This is a genomic window from Rhodococcus oryzae (genome assembly GCF_005049235.1).
Taxonomy (GTDB): domain Bacteria; phylum Actinomycetota; class Actinomycetes; order Mycobacteriales; family Mycobacteriaceae; genus Rhodococcus_G; species Rhodococcus_G oryzae.
In genome coordinates this window covers 345,422-361,804 of record NZ_SUMD01000003.1, presented here as the reverse complement: position 1 = coordinate 361,804, position 16,383 = coordinate 345,422, and the positions used below count along the sequence as shown (strand labels likewise).

General features: G+C 69.8%; 16 protein-coding genes. 4 read left to right on the top strand and 12 right to left on the bottom strand.

Translation table 11 applies throughout. From position 1 onward, the window contains the following. Positions 1-5: 5 nt before the first annotated feature. The 11 genes from FCG67_RS07960 to FCG67_RS07910 all read right to left on the bottom strand — a co-directional run bounded on the left by FCG67_RS07960 (position 6) and on the right by FCG67_RS07910 (position 9,969). Positions 6-557, bottom strand: a complete 552-nt coding sequence (locus FCG67_RS07960) for a hypothetical protein (protein ID WP_211243143.1) — start codon at positions 555-557, stop codon at positions 6-8. Then, positions 554-1,834 (bottom strand): MlaD family protein, encoded by a 1,281-nt coding sequence (locus FCG67_RS07955; protein ID WP_136908725.1) that lies wholly within the window; start codon positions 1,832-1,834, stop codon positions 554-556. Before FCG67_RS07955 ends, FCG67_RS07960 begins: the two co-directional genes overlap by 4 nt. Next, the gene (locus FCG67_RS07950; protein WP_136908724.1) at positions 1,831-2,910 is read right to left on the bottom strand and encodes an MCE family protein; all 1,080 of its coding nucleotides are present in this window, start codon (positions 2,908-2,910) and stop codon (positions 1,831-1,833) included. The genes FCG67_RS07955 and FCG67_RS07950 overlap by 4 nt, the downstream gene beginning before the upstream one ends. Then, positions 2,910-4,001 carry an MCE family protein gene (locus FCG67_RS07945; protein ID WP_136908722.1) on the bottom strand — a complete coding sequence of 364 codons (1,092 nt, stop codon included), beginning with the start codon at positions 3,999-4,001 and terminating at the stop codon, positions 2,910-2,912. Before FCG67_RS07945 ends, FCG67_RS07950 begins: the two co-directional genes overlap by 1 nt. Then, positions 4,001-4,993: an MCE family protein gene (locus FCG67_RS07940; protein WP_246044928.1), complete on the bottom strand. Its 993-nt coding sequence runs from the start codon at positions 4,991-4,993 to the stop codon at positions 4,001-4,003. The genes FCG67_RS07945 and FCG67_RS07940 overlap by 1 nt, the downstream gene beginning before the upstream one ends. After that, a complete protein-coding gene (locus tag FCG67_RS07935) occupies positions 4,990-6,000 on the bottom strand; it encodes an MCE family protein (RefSeq protein WP_136908718.1) in 1,011 nt (336 codons plus the stop codon). Before FCG67_RS07935 ends, FCG67_RS07940 begins: the two co-directional genes overlap by 4 nt. Then, a complete protein-coding gene (locus tag FCG67_RS07930; RefSeq protein WP_136908716.1) occupies positions 6,000-7,214 on the bottom strand; it encodes an MCE family protein in 1,215 nt (404 codons plus the stop codon). Before FCG67_RS07930 ends, FCG67_RS07935 begins: the two co-directional genes overlap by 1 nt. Then, positions 7,211-8,056, bottom strand: a complete 846-nt coding sequence (locus FCG67_RS07925) for an MlaE family ABC transporter permease (RefSeq protein ID WP_136908714.1) — start codon at positions 8,054-8,056, stop codon at positions 7,211-7,213. Before FCG67_RS07925 ends, FCG67_RS07930 begins: the two co-directional genes overlap by 4 nt. Beyond that, complete coding sequence (locus FCG67_RS07920; RefSeq protein ID WP_246044927.1) at positions 8,056-8,916, bottom strand: MlaE family ABC transporter permease; 861 nt, start codon at positions 8,914-8,916, stop codon at positions 8,056-8,058. The genes FCG67_RS07925 and FCG67_RS07920 overlap by 1 nt, the downstream gene beginning before the upstream one ends. A gap of 220 nt (positions 8,917-9,136) precedes the next feature. Then, the gene (gene trxA, locus FCG67_RS07915; RefSeq protein WP_136908712.1) at positions 9,137-9,466 is read right to left on the bottom strand and encodes a thioredoxin; all 330 of its coding nucleotides are present in this window, start codon (positions 9,464-9,466) and stop codon (positions 9,137-9,139) included. A 77-nt stretch (positions 9,467-9,543) separates the two neighbouring features. Then, positions 9,544-9,969: a winged helix-turn-helix transcriptional regulator gene (locus FCG67_RS07910; protein ID WP_077040672.1), complete on the bottom strand. Its 426-nt coding sequence runs from the start codon at positions 9,967-9,969 to the stop codon at positions 9,544-9,546. A 128-nt stretch (positions 9,970-10,097) separates the two neighbouring features. Between FCG67_RS07910 and FCG67_RS07905 the strand changes: the two genes are divergently transcribed. The 3 genes from FCG67_RS07905 to fahA are packed head-to-tail and all read left to right on the top strand — an operon-like array spanning position 10,098 to position 13,326. Next, positions 10,098-11,291 (top strand): homogentisate 1,2-dioxygenase, encoded by a 1,194-nt coding sequence (locus FCG67_RS07905; RefSeq protein WP_136908710.1) that lies wholly within the window; start codon positions 10,098-10,100, stop codon positions 11,289-11,291. Next, positions 11,288-12,166, top strand: coding sequence for a hypothetical protein (locus FCG67_RS07900; RefSeq protein ID WP_136908708.1), 879 nt, complete (start codon positions 11,288-11,290; stop codon positions 12,164-12,166). The genes FCG67_RS07905 and FCG67_RS07900 overlap by 4 nt, the downstream gene beginning before the upstream one ends. Continuing rightward, the gene (gene fahA / locus FCG67_RS07895; protein ID WP_136908706.1) at positions 12,163-13,326 is read left to right on the top strand and encodes a fumarylacetoacetase; all 1,164 of its coding nucleotides are present in this window, start codon (positions 12,163-12,165) and stop codon (positions 13,324-13,326) included. Before FCG67_RS07900 ends, fahA begins: the two co-directional genes overlap by 4 nt. A 4-nt stretch (positions 13,327-13,330) precedes the next feature. On the opposite strand, the gene FCG67_RS07890 is transcribed toward fahA, so the two are convergent. Continuing rightward, on the bottom strand, positions 13,331-14,308 hold the full coding sequence (locus FCG67_RS07890) for a DUF389 domain-containing protein (protein WP_136908704.1): 978 nt from the start codon (positions 14,306-14,308) through the stop codon (positions 13,331-13,333). 149 nt (positions 14,309-14,457) lie between these two features. On the opposite strand from FCG67_RS07890, the gene FCG67_RS07885 reads away from it, so the two are divergent. Next, a complete protein-coding gene (locus tag FCG67_RS07885) occupies positions 14,458-16,377 on the top strand; it encodes an acyl-CoA dehydrogenase family protein (RefSeq protein WP_136908702.1) in 1,920 nt (639 codons plus the stop codon). The last annotated feature ends 6 nt before the right edge of the window (positions 16,378-16,383 follow it).

The window sequence follows — 16,383 nt, the reverse complement described above, 5'->3', positions numbered from 1 at the left end:
TGGGGCTAGAGCAACTGGACGTTGGCGAGCTTCCACTCACCGCCGTCCCGGACGAGGGAGAGCTGCATGCGGTTTCGGTCCACCCTCGGTTCCGGCGAGTTGGAATTGGTGACGGTCTGGTCGAGGAACACGATCACCTCCGCGCTGTCGCGGCCGGTCTCGGCGAGTCCCGCCGCGATGATCTCGGCCGACGAGGTGGCCTTGTACTGCACGATCATGTCCTTGAGGTTCGACGCCACCTGCGTGTACTGCCCGGCGAACTCGCCCACCGAGTTCCCCCTGACCACGGACAGGTTGTTGTCGAGGTTCTCGAAGCTGTACGTCGCCAGATCGGTTGCGAATCGCCGACCCGCGTCGAGGGCCTCCGTCCTGGCCTGCTCCTGCTGGTGGTCCGCCCAGATCGTGTACGAACCCCAGCCGAGCAGGCCGAGCAGGACCACCGCGGCGGCGAGCGCCGCCAGCGCGCGTCTGGTGAGCCGCCGACCCTTTTCCTGCCCGACGGTTTCCGCGTCCGGCATGGCCGCTGGTTCGACTGTGGTTGTCTCGCTGTCGCTCATTGCGTTCCCTGTAGTAGTAGAGCTGCCCACGATTGGTCACCGAGGATCTGCGTTTGCCCGCCTGCCAGGCCCATCCGGACGGCGGTGCCGTCGCCCGCCGGGATCCGACCCGAGGCGGGGTCGTAGGAGGTGACGCCCGCGAACTCCCGCACTCCCCCGGCCGAGTCCGCCTGCGGCGGTGCCGGAGGCGAGTCCGGACGCGGCACGTTCTGCGAGCCACGCTTCTGCACCCGGCCCGACTCGTCCGTGCAGTACTGGTCCCGGTCCAGCTCGCGGGCGGTGGTGTCTTGCACCGACCGCCGCTCGGTGTCGTAGAAGCACACCGGTCCCACCGCGGTCACGAGGTCGAGCTGGGCGCGACCGTCACGGACGATGCTGCCGAGCTTGGTGAACCCGTTCGGGACGGCGACCAGCAGGGCGTCGACCGCGGGCATCCGAGCCGCGACGATCTGCGAGGAGACCAGCGAGTTGGCGAGCAGCAGCGTGAAGGACTCCCGGTTCTGTGCCAGGAACGGGACCACCAGATCGGCCAGTATCGCGGGCGTCTCGTCGAGAAGCTCGCGGATCTCGGGATCCGCCTCGCGCACCTGATCGGTGATCTGCCGCAGCGACGCCGCGATCTGCGGGAGGGCCCGCACATTCTGCTCGTTCGCCTCGAACAGGTCCCGCGAACTGTCCACCATCGACACGACCTTCGGCTGGTTCAGCTCGATCATCGACACGATGGAGTCGAAGTTCTCCACCGTCTTCCGGAGGTCCGGGCCCACCCCGCGCAGACCGTCGCCGAGCTCCTTGGCGAGCGTCTGCAGGTCCGCGGGCGCCACGGTGTCCGCGATCGCGTTGAAGTTCGTGATCACGGTGCCGAGCGGGACCGGGATGCTGGTCTGTTCCTTGGGGATCAGGGAACCCTGCCCCAAGAAGGGGCCAGCGTCCGAATCCGAGGACAGCTGCATCTTGAGCACGGGCGCCGCCGTGTCCTGGGCGACCGCCGCGTGCGAGTCGGCGGGGATCTCGACGTTCCGCCGCAGCGTCAGCGTGAGGTCGACGGTGGACCGATCCGGCGCCAACTCGACGGCGGCGACCTTGCCGACGGTGACGCCGCGGTAGGCGACCTCCGAGCCCGCCGCGATCCCGGCGCTGTTGTCCATCTGCACGGTGACCTCGTAGGAGCCGCGGAGCGGATCCGGCCCGCCGACCTGTGTGACCACGTAGACGGTGCTCACCACGGCGAGGACCAGGAAGGCGACGATCTCGAAGTAGACGGTGCGCTTCTTCATCGCGTGCCGCCCGTCACGAGCTGGGACAGGCCCTCGATCGCCGGATGGGACGCGGGCATGGCCGCGGGCGGCGCGGGCACGGGCGGCGCCGCCCCCGGGATGACCTCACTGAGCAGTCCGCGCACCGAAGCCCCGAGGTCGACGTTGAGGTCGATGTTGACGTAGTCGCCTGGTGCTGCGCGCAGCACCAGGTCCCGCGCGCCCTCGAGCTTGCCCATCGTGTCCGAGAGCGTCGGGCCCATCGCCGCGAACTGGTCGAGGATCGGGGTGAGGTTGCCGACGATGTCGACGATCTGATCGCCGGACTGCTCCAGCACCGCGTTCGTCTGGACGCTCAGCGCGTGCGACTTGTCGAGCAGCGTCATGATGGCCTGCCGCTGCTCGGTGAGCACGTCGACGGCGGGTGCGGCCGCCCGCAGACCCTGATCGATGGTCGCGCTCTCGGCCGAGACCGTCGCGGACAACCGATTGAGCGAATCGATGGCCCCGTTGATCGAATCCCTTCTGCCGTCGAGGGTGCCGAGCAGGCGGTCCACCCGCCCCAGCAGGTCCCGGATCATGTCCTCACGGCCGGAGAGGATCTGGTTCGACTCCTCGACGATCGTCTTCACCTGGGCGATCCCGCTGCCGTTGAGCATCGTTCCCACGACGGACAGCAACTGCGCGACGTCCGGTCCGCGCGCGGTGTCGGAGACATCGATCGTCGCGCCCGGCGGGATGGTTCGCGCGTCGCCCTGGTCCGGAACCCTCAGATTGACGAACGCATCCCCGATGGGGGTGGTCAGCTCGATGCGGGCGGTGGTCCCGACGGGCAGGCGGATGTCCTCGCGAATGTTGGCCCGCACCAATGCCTGGAACCGCTCCACCGTCATCGAGCTCACCCGGCCGACCACGGCCTGGCCGATACGCACCTCGCCGCCGACCGGAAGTAACGAGGCGTCGGTGAACTCGAACGCGATCGGATACGACGGGCCGTCCACCTCGCGCCCCACCGGGAGGTGCTGGAAGTTGGCACCGCACCCGGACAGCACCGCGGCCGCGAGGAGCGCTGCGGCACAACCGGTCACGCGGCCCATCACCTGCCCCCCGCGAACAGGTAGCTCAGGTCGGTGCCCTCGAGGTTCGGCGGGAACTCGATCGGGTTGACCAGCCCCGGCCCCTGGCACATCGGGATCGGGAGCTTCTCGCACAGCGCCTTCGTCGCGGGGAACTGCGAGAGATTCGTCGACACGTTGAGCCGGACCCGGGCCCTGCCGTCGTCGGTCACCAGGTTGGACACGTTCTCGAATCCGGTTGGCGCCGTGTCGAGGATCTCCGCGAGCTGGTTCTGCTTGGTCGCGATCGCGCCGGTGAGCTGGGCCAGCTGGGCGACATCGGAGGTCAATCCGGCGCCGTGCACGGACAGCAGCGCGGAGACCTGTCCGAGCAGCTCGGTCAGTGCGGACAACGCACCGGTGATGTCGTCGCGCTGTCCGGAGAACTCGTCGGCGGTGACCGTGATCGAGTCGACGAGCGAGTTGACCGTGCCCTGGTTGTCGGAGATCGCCTGCACCAGGACGTTGAGACCGTCGACGAGTTGCGTGATGTCCGCGGACTTCCCGGCGACCACCGATGTGGCCTGGGTGATCGTCGTGACCGCGTCGTGGAAGGGCTGACCGTTCCCCTCGAGCGCGTTGGCCGTGGTGTGCAGCAGGTCGCCGATCCCCGCGCCCGGTGCGGCCGCCGCGGGGTTGAGGGCAAGGGTGAGCTCGTTGACCGACCGGGTCAGCTGATCCCAGGAGAGCGGAGAGTGGGTGCGCTCGAGCGGGATCACCGCGCCGTCCGGCAGGCTCGGACCGTCGACGTACCCGGGGTCGAGCTCCACTGTGCGGTCGCTGACCACCGACGGCGACATCACCCAGGCCTGTGCGTCCGCCGGGATCTTCGTCCCCCGCGGCAGACTCATCGTGACGCGCACGCGCGAGCCCGCGGGGGTGACCGTCTCGATCCGTCCGGTCGGCACGCCGAGCACAGTCACCCGGTTGCCGGGGAACACGGCGTCCGTCTGCGCGAACTCGGCGGTGATCGTCATCGTCGCCTCGGGCCGCACCACGTAGGCGACGAGCCCCGCCGCGACCCCCACCACCGCGGCGAGGGCACCGATGCGCCATCCGATGGCCCGCCGCATCACTTGCACCCCTGGACGAGTCCGGACACGCAGAGCCAGTTGTCGCCGATCAGGGTGGACGGGAAGTTCAGGTCGAGCCAGTTCCCGTTGCCCGTCGCGTTGGTGATGTAGCGGACGCTGGGCGCGAAGTTCTCGAGCAGGGTCGTGAGGGTCTGCTCGTTCTCGGTGAGGACGGCCGTGACGGCATCGAGTTCGGTGAGCACCGAGTCCAGCAGGGGCTGGTTCTCGCCGAGGAACTGGCTCGCCGCGGTGGTGAGCCGGTTGATGTCGGCGATGAGCGACCCGATCACGGCGCGGCGGTCGGCGAGCGTGCTGGTGAGCAGCTCGGCGTTGCCCAAAAGGGTCACCAGGGCGTCCTTCTGGTCGACCAGGGTCTGCGTGGTGGCCTGCGCACTGCTCAGCAGCGCTCCGATCGACTCCGAGTTGCGGGTGACGGCCTCGTTCACCGTCGTGATGCCCTCCAGTGACCGTCCGATCAGCTCGGGGTCGTCGGGGGCGACCTGCCCGATCGTCTCGACCATTGCCCGCAGCTGCTCGAGATCGAGGTTCTCGGTGGTGTTCTCGGCGCCACGGCCCAGGTCGTCGAGCGTGAACGGGACGCTCGTCCGCTCGAGGGGGATGGCCCCGCCCGGCGCCATCCGCCCCTGGCCCGCGGGGACGATGTCGAGGGATCGGCGGCCGAGCAGGGTGTAGATCTTGATCTCCGCCGACGTCCGGTCACCGAGCACGACGCCGTCGTCCAGCCGGAAACCGACATCGACGGTGTTGCCGCGCACGGTCATCGAGGTCACCACCCCGCTGGGCACCCCGGCGACGTTGACGGTGTCCGCGGGCGCGAGCCCGGTCGCGTTGGCGACAAGGGCGTGGTACTCGCCTGTCCGCAGCGACAGGATCAGCTTGGGGACGGCGAGCGCGGCCGCGATGATCCCCAGCGCGACGAACACGCAGATCACCCCGGCCCGGGCCGGGTGCTTGACCGTCAACCAGTTCACCGGCACACCGCCGACCGCTGCGGTCCCTCGAGCGACACCGACCGGTCCAGGGCGCTCCACCGGACGTTGCACAGGTAGATGTTGACCCAGCTGCCGTAGCTCGCGGCCACACCGAGCTTGGTGAACAGCTCGTCGAAGGCCACGGTGCCGTCGTGCAGGGCCGTCTGATTCGCGACCACGACGTCCGCGGTCGCGTCGAGCGAGCGCAGGGCCGGCGCCAGGTCGGGCTGCACCTGGTCGAAGACCCCCGCCAGGTTGTTCGCAAGGGCCCCTGCCGAATCCAGCGCGTTCCCTATCTGGTCGCGGTCCTCGGCCAGCCCGCCGACGAGGGCATTCAGCGAGTCGATCAGCTCGACAAAGTTCGGGCGATTGTCGACGGTCACCTTCAGCACGCCGCCCAGGTTCGCGATCAGCTCGTCGATGATCGCGTCCTTCGAGGCGAGGTTCTCCGTGACGGCCACGGTGCGGCGCAGCAGGCTCTCCATGGTGGCGCCCTGCCCCTGGAACACCCGGACGATCTCAGTCGCGAGCTGGTTCACCCCGGCTGGGTCGAGCGCGTCGAACAGCGGGCGGAATCCACCGAGGACCGAGGTCAGGTCCAGCGCCGGCTGGGTGCGCTCGACGGGAATCGTCGAACCGGGCGAGAGGAATTCGGACGTCATCGGGCCGCTAGGACCGGGTTCGATGGTCACCGCGCGCGCCCCGAGCAGGTCGGCGTAGCGGACCACGGCCCGGCCGTCGATCGGGATCCGCTGGTCGGCCTCCACCCGGAAGGTGACCACCGCCTGGTTGTCCACCAGATCGACGCCGTTCACCCGGCCGACGCGCACGCCGGAGATCTGCACGTCGCTGCCCGGCACCAGCCCGGTGCCGTCGGTGAACACCGCCCGATACTCGGACGACGCCCCGGCGACGGGGTTGATGAGCGTGCTGAACACGACGAGGGTGCTGGCAAGCGACAGCGCGGCGAACACCGCGAAGCGAACGAGACTGGACCGGACCGACATCAGCGCACCACCGTGGTGCCGCGCAGGATCGGCCCGGCCATCACCGACTCGAGATCGCCGGCTGTCCCGAACAACCGGGAGATCTGCGACTTCTCCGCGGGGCCGCCCACCGGGCCAACGGTTCCGCCGAACAGCGGCGCGAGCGGGTTGGGCGCCGTCTGTGTGCAGCTCGGCCCCTCGAGGTCACCGTAGGTGGGGCACTGCGCCTTCCGGTACGGCTGCAGGTCATTGGCCGAGAGCTTGAGGTCGGAGTTCAGCCATGGCCCGCTCGCGACGGCGGGTGGCAGCGTCGTCACCAGGTTCTGCAGGCCCTGATAGACGGTCGTGATCTGCCCGGGCCTGGCGGTGAGCGAGTCGAGCAGCCCGTCGGTGTCGTCGACGAGGGTGATGATGCGATCTCGGCTGTCGCCTGCGGCGGTGGCCTCCTCCGCCGTGCGGGTGCCCGCCGCGAGCAGCGCGGCAAGGCCCTGCTGCTTTTCGACGATGGTCCTGGACACGGTGATCGAGTTGTCCAGGGTGGCGAGCACGTCTGGGGCCGCCGCGTCGAGTTCGCCTGCCAGCTCGGCGATGTCGTCGAGGTCGTCGCCGAAGCCGTCCAGCACCGGCTCCGAGGCGGCCAGCGTCCGGTGCAGCGCGTCGAGCGACTCCCCCAGCCGGGCGCCCTCACCGTCGAGCGCGGTGGCCACCGCGGTCAGTGCGGCGTTGAGGTCGGCCGGGTCGATCGCGCCGACCAACTCGTAGATCCGCGAAAACGCCTGGTACAGCTGGACGGCGGCCTCCGACTGGTCCGCCCGCACGGTGCCACCGGGCCGCAGGGACGGGGCCGCGGCGCTTCGGTCCGCGGATTCCGGCGATACCAGGTCCACGTAGTAGTCGCCGAAGACCGTGCGTGGCATGAGCCGCACCTGGACGTCGGCGGGGATGCTCGCCATCGCCTCCTCGTCGAATCCGAGGGTGATCAGCGAGTCCCTGGTACCCGCGTCGATCCGCTCGACCCGGCCCACGTTCACCCCGCGGTACTGGATGGCCGAGTCCACCTTCAACGCGCCCGCGCTCGCCGGGACGGTCGCGGTGACCCGGGCGGGCGACTCGAATGTCCTTGCTCCCCATGCGAACAGGAACACGTAGGCGCCGCCGAACACGAGCACCGCGAGCGCGCCGCGCAGTGCGAGCGCGGCCGTGCCGCCACCGAGGACCGTCGACCGCAGGCTCATCCGGTCAGCCCCGGCACCTGCGGCTTGAGGCCCCACAGCGCGACGGTCATGGCGACGTCGGTGAAGGCGAGGAACACGATGCTGGTGCGCAGCGCCCGGCCTGCGGCCCTGCCGACGCCCTCCGGCCCGCCGGTGGCGGTGTACCCGTAGTAGCAGTGCACCAGCGTCACCACCACCGCGAACACCAGCACCTTCACCAGCGAGAGCCAGATGTCGTTCGGCGAGAGGAACAAGCTGAAGTAGTAGCCGTAGGTGCCCTCCGACTGTCCCTTGACGCCGACAACCGCGAGGGCCGTCGCCATGTACGAGGCGAAGAGGCCGACCAGGTAGAGCGGGATGACCGCGATCATGGCCGCGAGCACCCGGGTGGTCACCAGGTACCGCAGCGACGGGATGGCCATCACGTCGAGCGCGTCGATCTCGTCCGAGATCCGCATCGCGCCCAACTGGGCGGTGAAACCCGTGCCGACCTTGGCCGCCAGGGTGATCGCGGCGACGAGCGGCGCCACCTCCCTGGTGTTCGCGATCGCCGACATGACCCCGGACAGCGGGGCGAGCCCGACCAGGTTCAGCCCGCGGTAGCCCTCGAGCCCGATCTGCGAGCCCGCGAAGAAGGAGATCGCGAAGATGACCACGACGCTGCCCCCGCCCGCCAGCAGGGTGCCCGACCCGAACGCGATCTGGGCGATCAGGCGCATGACCTCGCGCCAGTAGCGGACGATCGTGGCGGGGACGGCGGCGACGACCTGGGCGTAGAAGGTGAGCTGCTCGCCGAGCCGGGCGAACAGCGAGACGGTCCGTTGACCGAAACGCCTGGTGCGGATCGCGACGGGAAGGTGCATCAGTAGGCGCCCTTCACCGAGACGAAGAGCGGATAGAACTGGGTGATCGCCAGGTTCGCGATGAACACGAGGATGAACGAGAGCACCACGGTCTCGTTGACGGCATCCCCGACGCCCTGCGCGCCCTTCTTCACGGTCAGGCCCCGGTAGCTGGCGACGATTCCCGAGATGAGGGCGAAGGCCACGGCCTTGAGTCCGGAGACGACGAAGTCGGCGGGCTGGCTGAACTGCACGACGTTGCGCAGAAAGCTCTGTGAATTGCCGTCCAGGATGAGCACGTGCACGAGCAGGCTCGCGCCGAGCCCGATGACGAGGACGATCGAGTTGAGCAGCACGCACACCACGGCGATCGCGATCATCCGCGGCACGACGAGCCGTTCGAGCACCGGCAGTCCGAGGACCTCGAGGGCGTCGATCTCCTCGCGGATGGTCCTGGCGCCCAGGTCCGCGCAGATCGCGGATCCGCCGACGCCCGCGATGATCAGGGCGCAGACCAGCGGGCCCGCCTGACCGATGATGAGGAACGCCACCACCGCGCCGCTGTAGGCCCCCGCACCGATCTGGTCGGCCAGCGAGCCGATCTGCAGCGCGACCCCCACGCCGAGCGGAATCATCACCAGGGCCGAGGCGACCGTGGTGACGTGGGCGAGGAACCACATCTGGTCGACGCATCCGCGCCAGGCCAGCCTGCGGCGGCGCACGCTGGTCAGCGCGGCGAGGGCGACCCGGACGGTGAACACGAACAGCAGGCCCATCTCCGCGGAGAAATGCGCGAACATGTTCGGCTTGTCCGGCGCCGTGGCCGGCTCCGCCTCGGCGGGCACGGCGAGCACCACCGCCGGTTCTTCAGTCGCCGCCATCCCGCTCCCGCCTCGCGTGTGACTCGAGCCTCGCGAGCACCGCCCCCGTGGCGCCCATCACAGGGTCGTGAGCGTAACAGAGTTCCTGACTTCTGAGTAAGGTTACTTTTCAGTAAGTTACCGGGCGGCGGCAGCCCGGATTCCGCCGAGTGTGCACCTGCCGGCGCGTCGCCCGAGAGCGAGCGCCGGCAGGTGCACACTCGGCGATCAGCGGCGGGGGTCAGGCCGCCGGCAGATGCGGCTCCAGTGCCCGCATGATCGCCGCGCGGGGCTTGGCGCCGACCATCGTCGTGACCACGTCTCCGCCGATGAACAATGCCATGGTCGGCATGCTCATCACCTGATACTCCCTGGCAATCCCGGGGTTCTCGTCGACGTCCAAGGCGATGACGGCGAGGCGACCGGACTCCTCGTCCGCGATCTGCTCGAGGACCGGCGCGACCATCTTGCACGGAGGGCACCAGCTGGCGGTGAACTCGACGAGGACCGGCGTCTCGGACGAGAGCACGTCGGCGGCGAAGGCGGCATCGGTGGTGGTTGCCAGGGACATGGAGCACTCCTTTGTCTCGGTACTTGCTGTCTCGGTACTTGCTGTCTCGATATCTGCGACAGGATCGAGCGTCGGACTCAGCGGTTGACCTGGGCGATGACTCGGTCGTGCACATCCGCGTCGCCGCCGCATTCACACACAAGGCGCGCGGTCACCCGGCCGCCGCAGCCCGTGTGCCGGTAGACCACCTCGGGCACCCCGCCGTCGGCGAGGTGCTTCTCCCCCCAGTCGGAGAACGCGGCCAGCACCGGCAACAGGTCCAGCCCCGCATCGGTGAGGACGTACTCCTGCCTGGCCCGGCTGCCCGGGACCCGGTAGTCCCTGGTGGCCAACACGCCCGCGGCGATGAGCCGCTGCAGGCGGTCCGACAGCACCCCGCGCGGCGCGCCGGTGGCGGCCCGGAGCTCGTCGAAGCGGCGGAGGCCGAGCGCGACCTCGCGAACGATCAGCAGGGCCCACCGCTCGCCGACCACGGCGAGGGTTTCAGAGAGGGTGCATGTCACGGTACTGAGTCTAGACCCAGGACTTAGCCATCTGCCAGACCCGCGGCGATATAGTGACGACTGATGTGATCCGCATCACACAACGGGTCCGAGGGGGCGGTCCGCAGCTCGACGCCGGGAGGAACGTCATGCCCTTCTACCGCCAGGTCGGCCAGGTGCCACCGAAGCGCCACACGCAGTTCCGCGCGCCCGGCGGCGACCTCTACCGCGAGGAACTCATGGGCGAGGAGGGCTTCTCCTCCGACTCCGCGCTGCTGTACCACCTCGGCACCCCCTCGGCGATCGTCGACTCGACGGCATGGGGACTCCCCGACCAGTCGCTGACGCCCAACCACCCCCTCCGGTCGCGGCACCTCAAGCTCCACGAGCTGGCGCGGAGTCCCGGGGACACCGACCCCGTGACCGGTCGACGCCTCGTGCTCGGCAACGACGACGTCCAGATCTCCTACGTCGCGGCGCAGCTGGATTCGCCCCTGTACCGGAATGCCGTCGGCGACGAGTGCGTCTTCGTCGAGGCCGGTTCCGCCACCGTCGAGACCGTGTTCGGGTCGCTGGGCGCCCGCCGTGGCGACTACGTCCTGCTCCCGCGCGGCACCACCCATCGGTGGCTGCCGAACCCCGGTGAACCGTTGTGCGCGTACGCGATCGAATCGAGCAGCCACATCGGTCCCGTCCACCGCTACCTGTCGCGCTTCGGGCAGTTGCTCGAACACGCGCCCTATTGCGAGCGCGACCTGCACGCGCCGACCGAGCCGCTGCTCCGCGACGCCGCCGACGTCGAGGTGCTGGTCAAACACCGCGGGAGAACCGGGCTCGTCGGCACCCGCCTGGTCTACCCCACCCACCCGTTCGACGTGGTCGGATGGGATGGCTGCCTCTACCCGTACACCTTCAACGTCGCCGATTTCGAACCGATCACCGGCCGGGTGCACCAGCCCCCGCCCGCCCATCAGGTGTTCGAGGGCGCGGGGTTCGTGATCTGTAACTTCGTGCCGCGCAAGGTCGACTACCACCCGCTCGCCATCCCGGTGCCGTACTACCACTCCAACGTCGACTCCGACGAGGTCATGTTCTACGTCGACGGCGACTACGAGGCGCGCAGGGGCTCGGGCATCGGCCGCGGCTCGATCTCCCTGCACCCCGGCGGAATCGCGCACGGACCGCAGCCGGGGGCGGCCGAGGCCAGTATCGGCGCCGAGTTCTTCGACGAACTCGCGGTCATGGTCGACACCTTCCGGCCGCTCGCTCTCGGCGAGGGTGGGCTGGCCGTCGAGGATCCCGCCTACGCCTGGTCCTGGTCTGGCCGGGGGCCGTCGTCATGACCGCCCTGCTCGCGCACCTGGTCGACGACGCAGGCCTGTTCGAACCCGCCGGGCTCGACATGGCGGCGGCGGTGACCCGCCACCGCCGCGACCTCGCGTCCGGCCAACCGATGCTCACGCACCGGTTCGTGTGCCCCGCGTCGCGGATCCCCGAGCTGCTCGGCCACCTCGACGCCGACGACCGGTTCGCGGTGCTGGTCACCACGGACTTGCCGGCGCTCGCGGACGCCCTTGCGGCACTGCACCACTCCCCCTGCGCCGAGGTGGTCGGCGTCGAGTCGAGGCTGACGGCGAGACCCGGCGACCTGGCTGCGCTGATCGACGCCGCCGGGGGCGCGAAAGCGGCGGTGCCCTTGTTCGTGGAGCCGGCGACCTTCGCCGACGCCGCCGGGGTGATCACCGCGCTTGCCGAGCGCCGGGCCGGAGACGGGGCGCCGCTCGGGGTCAAGCTGCGCTGCGGCGGGACCGACGCCGAACTGTTCCCGACGCCGGCCGCCCTGGCCGCCGCGCTGGTGACGGCCGCGGGCGCGGGAGTGCCCGCCAAGGCCACCGCAGGGCTGCACCACGCGATCCGGCAGACCGACCAGTCGACCGGCATCACCCATCACGGGTTCCTCAACCTGGTGCTGGCCGCGGACAGCGCTCGATCCGGATCGGCTGCGGAGACCGCCGCGATGCTGGCCGACGAGGACCGAGACCGGCTGCGCGGGGTCGCCCGCGCGCTGCACGACCCGGTGCCTGCCCGGGCGGTGCTGACCTGTTTCGGGTCGTGCGACACCGAGACCCCGATGCTCGAGGCGGTCCGGCTCGGCCTCGCGCCCACCCGATCGGGCGGCGGCCCTGCCACTTTCGGACTGGGAGGGACCCAGGAATGACCGAACAGCTCCCGTACGGCGTGTTCTCCACCGGCGCCCTGCACCGGCACATCGGTGTCGCGATCGGCGACCAGGTGCTCGACCTCACCTCAGTCGTCGACGAGGCCGCGCTGCGGTCGACCACCCTCAACGCCTTCCTCGCCCTCGGTCGCGCGCGCTGGGCGGAGGTACGCGCTGAGATCACCGAGCTGGTGGCGGACCCGGCGAACCGACAGCGGATCCGGCCGTATCTGCACCCGCTGTCCGAGGTGCAGATGCACCTGCCGTTCGACGTCGCCGATTACGTGGACTTCTACGCGTCCGAGCAGCACGCCACCAACCTGGGCCGGATGTTCCGTCCCGGCGAGCCGCCGCTACCGCCGAACTGGAAGCACCTGCCGATCGGCTATCACGGCCGCGCCGGCACGGTCGTACCATCCGGCACCGCAATCGTGCGACCCACCGGCCAGCGCAAGGCCCCGGACGAGTCGTCTCCAACCGACGGTCCGACCCGCAGGCTCGACATCGAGGTCGAGCTGGCTTTCGTGGTCGGTACCCCGAGCGATCTCGGAACCTGCATCCGGACAGCGGACTTCGCCGATCACGTCTTCGGCGTCGTCCTGCTCAACGACTGGTCCGCCCGCGACCTGCAGTCCTGGGAGTACGTGCCGCTCGGCCCCTTCCTCGGCAAGTCCTTCGCCACCTCGATCTCGCAGTGGGTGGTACCCCTGGCCGCGCTGGAGGCGGCCCGGCTGCCCATCGGAGCGCAGGACCCGGAGCCGCTCGACTACCTGCACGACACCGAGAACTGGGGTCTGGACATCGATTTCGAGGTCCAGCTGAACGGGCAGGTCGTCTCCCGGCCCCGCTACCGCGGTATGTATTGGTCGCCCGCGCAGATGTTGGCGCACCTGACCGCCAACGGCGCCCGCCTGCGCACCGGTGACCTGTTCGCCTCGGGGACCGTCTCCGGGCCCGGACGCGACGAGGTCGGCTCGCTGATCGAGCTGACCGACGCGGGCCGGGCACCGATCACCCTGGCCGACGGCAGCACCCGCGCCTTCCTGGAGGACGGCGACGTGGTGACCATCGCGGCCACCGCACCCTCCCCCGCAGGCGGACGGTTCGGGCTGGGCGAGGTGACCGGGACGATCCTGCCCGCGGTGCCGCGCAGGAGGTGAACCGCTACCCGTCGCCCTCGACTCGCTGACCGACGGTGTGTTGCACCACGACGGCCGGATTCCAGGGGACGATCTCGTCCACCGAGGCCTGGAGATCGTCGATCGGTGGTAGGTCGGCCGGGCTCGTGACATCGACGAGGACGGTGTCCGACTGGACCGTCACCGTGCCGACCTCGGCGGACGGGGTCCCACTGAGCCACTGCTCCGTGGCATCGCGCACCTGGCTCGCCCAGAGACTCGAGAGCGAATTGAGCACCATCGGGACGGCCACGACGACGGACGCCGCGGCAATGGCGAGGTAGGCGCGGGTGCGCCGAACCGTCCCGGGGGTTTCGGCCGCATCACGCGCGTAACCCGCGAGCATGAGGACCATCGTGCAGGCGGTGACGAGGGCCAGCATGTTCGACAGGAACAGCACCAGCGCCCCGGCGGCGAGGGACGGCGCACCCGACCCGAGGCAGACGCCGACGACTCCCAGCGGCGGTACGAGCGAGATGGCGATCGCCACCCCGGGGAGCACGTCACCGACGTCGCGGCGGGCGATGGCGATCGACCCGGCGAACCCGGTAGCGATCGCGGCCAGCAGATCCATCAGCGTCGGCGAGGTGCGCCCCGTCACCTGCGAATTGGTCAGCACATTGGTGGGATTCGGGAGAAGCTGCGCGATCAGCGCACCGAGCGCGACGACGGCGATGGCACTGACGAGGACGTACAGAATGCTCCGGCCCACCGCACCGGCCCGTCCGGTGACGATGCCGAGCCCGATGCCGAGGATCGGGGTCGATAGCGGGGCCACGATCATCGCTCCGATGACGGTCGCGGTGGAGTCGCTGATCACACCGGCGACGGCGATCGTCGCGGACAGCAGCAACATCAGCCAGTAGGCCGACCGTTTGGCTGTGACATCACCGACCTCGAGGTCCAGGCGATCGCCGAGCTCGTCGAGGGTGCGGCGTTGGTTGTCGGGTATCAGCGTGATCATCGTCGTCCTCGCGCATCGGCATCTCGACCCTGACCTGGCGAGGTCAGCATAGGGCGGCGGGCACCCTCCGAGCAGCACCGTCGACCCGCGCGCCGGAACGCGCCGCGACGCCGGCGCATGACCGCCACCGCTGCGCTACCGTCGGACCCATGGCCACCACAGCGGACCACCTGCGGACCACACTCGACGGGCAGTGGCGGGAGGTGCGCGAGAAGGTCCGGGTGGACCTGACCCGCGAGGAATTCGCCCCGCACTTCACCCCCGACCTCCAGGCCGCCCGAGCCACGGCGCTCGAGCAGATGCGGATTCTGGCCGAGTCCGGCTACGCGGCCAACGGCTTCGCGGCCGCGCACGGCGGCACCGGCGACGTCGGCGCCGCGGTGACGAGCATCGAGATGCTCGCCATGTCGGACCTCTCGCTGATGGTCAAGGCGGGCGTCCAGTGGGGTCTGTTCGGCGGCGCCATCGAGAACCTCGGCACCGCACGCCATCACGCGGCCTACGTCAAGCCGCTGATCGACCTCGACCTGCTCGGCTGTTTCGCGATGACCGAGACCGGCCACGGCAGCGACGTGCAGGCGCTGGAGACCACCGCGACCTACGACCCGGCCACGCAGGAATTCGTGATCGACTCCCCGACCCCGTCGTCCCGCAAGGACTACATCGGCGGTGCGGCCCAACACGCCCGGATGGCGGCGGTGTTCGCCCAGTTGATCACCGCGGCACCGGGCGAGGAGGCGACGTCGCGGGGCGTGCACTGCTTCGTGGTGCCGATCCGCGGCGAGGACGGCGCCGACCTGCCGGGGGTCACCACCTCCGACTGCGGACACAAGGGCGGCCTGCCCGGGGTCGACAACGGCCGGATCGTCTTCGACCAGGTGCGGGTGCCGCGGGAGAACCTTCTCAACAAATACGCCGACGTGGCGGAGGACGGGACGTACTCCTCCCCGATCGAGAACCCGAACCGGCGCTTCTTCACCATGGTGGGCACCCTGATCCGCGGCCGCGTCACCGTCGGCGGTGCCGCGGGCGCGGCCGCCCGGGTCGCGCTGAGCATCGCGACCCGATACGCGTTGCAGCGCAGGCAGTTCGACAAGCCCAAGAGCGACGACGAGGTCCTCGTCATGGACTACCTGGTCCACCAGCGCCGGCTGCTGCCGCTGATCGCGAAGTCCTACGCCCTGCATTTCGCGCAGAACCAGCTGGTGACCCGGCTGCACGACATCCAGACCGCGGACGAGGTGGACCCGCAGGAGCAGCGCGAACTGGAGGCCAGGGCTGCCGGCCTCAAGGCCGCCAACACCTGGCACGCCACCCGCGCGATCCAGGAATGCCGCGAGGCCTGCGGCGGCGCCGGGTATCTCACCGAGAACCGGCTCGTCGCGCTCAAGGCCGACACCGACGTGTTCACCACTTTCGAGGGCGACAACCACGTCCTCACCCAGCTCGTCGCGAAGGAGCTGCTCACCTCGTATGCCGACGAGGTGCGCGGCATGAGTCCCGTCGACTGGATGCGCTTCGCCGCCACCACCGTCTCCGATGTGGTCAAGAAGCGCACCGCGGCCCAGCAGATCATCCAGACCATCCTCGACACCCGGCAGGACAACGAGGAGGACGGCAGCCTGTTCAACCGGGGCACCCAGCTGAATATGTTCGAGGACCGCGAGGAATACCTGCTGTCCACGGCGGCCCGGCGGCTGCAGGCCGCGCAGAAGCGCGAGGACGATCCGTTCGACGCCTTCAACTCCGTCCAGGACCACGTGCTGCGCGCGGCCGAGGCGCACATCGACCGGGTGGTGCTGGAGGCGTTCGTCGCAGGCATCGACTCGTGCGAGGACGAGACCGCAGCCGACCTGCTCGGTGACCTGTGTGACCTGTACGCGCTCACGGTCATCGAGGACGACAAGGCCTGGTTCATGGAGCATCGGCACCTGTCCGTCGAGCGCGCGAAGGCGGTGACCCGCGGCGTCAACGAACGCTGCCGGACGCTGCGCCCGCACGCCCTGACGCTGATCGAGGGGTTCGCGGTGCCGGAGTCCACCCTCGGCGTGGCGATGCTGGGCGGCTGATCGGCG

Excerpts from the sequence above, each read along its gene's own strand:
- fahA (WP_136908706.1), top strand. The coding sequence starts at position 12,163 with ATGACCGAACAGCTCCCGTACGGCGTGTTCTCCACCGGCGCCCTGCAC.
- FCG67_RS07885 (WP_136908702.1), top strand. The coding sequence starts at position 14,458 with ATGGCCACCACAGCGGACCACCTGCGGACCACACTCGACGGGCAGTGG.
- trxA (WP_136908712.1), bottom strand. The coding sequence starts at position 9,466 with ATGTCCCTGGCAACCACCACCGATGCCGCCTTCGCCGCCGACGTGCTC.
- FCG67_RS07905 (WP_136908710.1), top strand. The coding sequence starts at position 10,098 with ATGCCCTTCTACCGCCAGGTCGGCCAGGTGCCACCGAAGCGCCACACG.
- FCG67_RS07935 (WP_136908718.1), bottom strand. The coding sequence starts at position 6,000 with ATGTCGGTCCGGTCCAGTCTCGTTCGCTTCGCGGTGTTCGCCGCGCTG.
- FCG67_RS07890 (WP_136908704.1), bottom strand. The coding sequence starts at position 14,308 with ATGATCACGCTGATACCCGACAACCAACGCCGCACCCTCGACGAGCTC.
- FCG67_RS07950 (WP_136908724.1), bottom strand. The coding sequence starts at position 2,910 with ATGGGCCGCGTGACCGGTTGTGCCGCAGCGCTCCTCGCGGCCGCGGTG.
- FCG67_RS07955 (WP_136908725.1), bottom strand. The coding sequence starts at position 1,834 with ATGAAGAAGCGCACCGTCTACTTCGAGATCGTCGCCTTCCTGGTCCTC.
- FCG67_RS07945 (WP_136908722.1), bottom strand. The coding sequence starts at position 4,001 with ATGCGGCGGGCCATCGGATGGCGCATCGGTGCCCTCGCCGCGGTGGTG.
- FCG67_RS07900 (WP_136908708.1), top strand. The coding sequence starts at position 11,288 with ATGACCGCCCTGCTCGCGCACCTGGTCGACGACGCAGGCCTGTTCGAA.
- FCG67_RS07925 (WP_136908714.1), bottom strand. The coding sequence starts at position 8,056 with ATGCACCTTCCCGTCGCGATCCGCACCAGGCGTTTCGGTCAACGGACC.
- FCG67_RS07960 (WP_211243143.1), bottom strand. The coding sequence starts at position 557 with ATGAGCGACAGCGAGACAACCACAGTCGAACCAGCGGCCATGCCGGAC.
- FCG67_RS07930 (WP_136908716.1), bottom strand. The coding sequence starts at position 7,214 with ATGAGCCTGCGGTCGACGGTCCTCGGTGGCGGCACGGCCGCGCTCGCA.
- FCG67_RS07920 (WP_246044927.1), bottom strand. The coding sequence starts at position 8,916 with ATGGCGGCGACTGAAGAACCGGCGGTGGTGCTCGCCGTGCCCGCCGAG.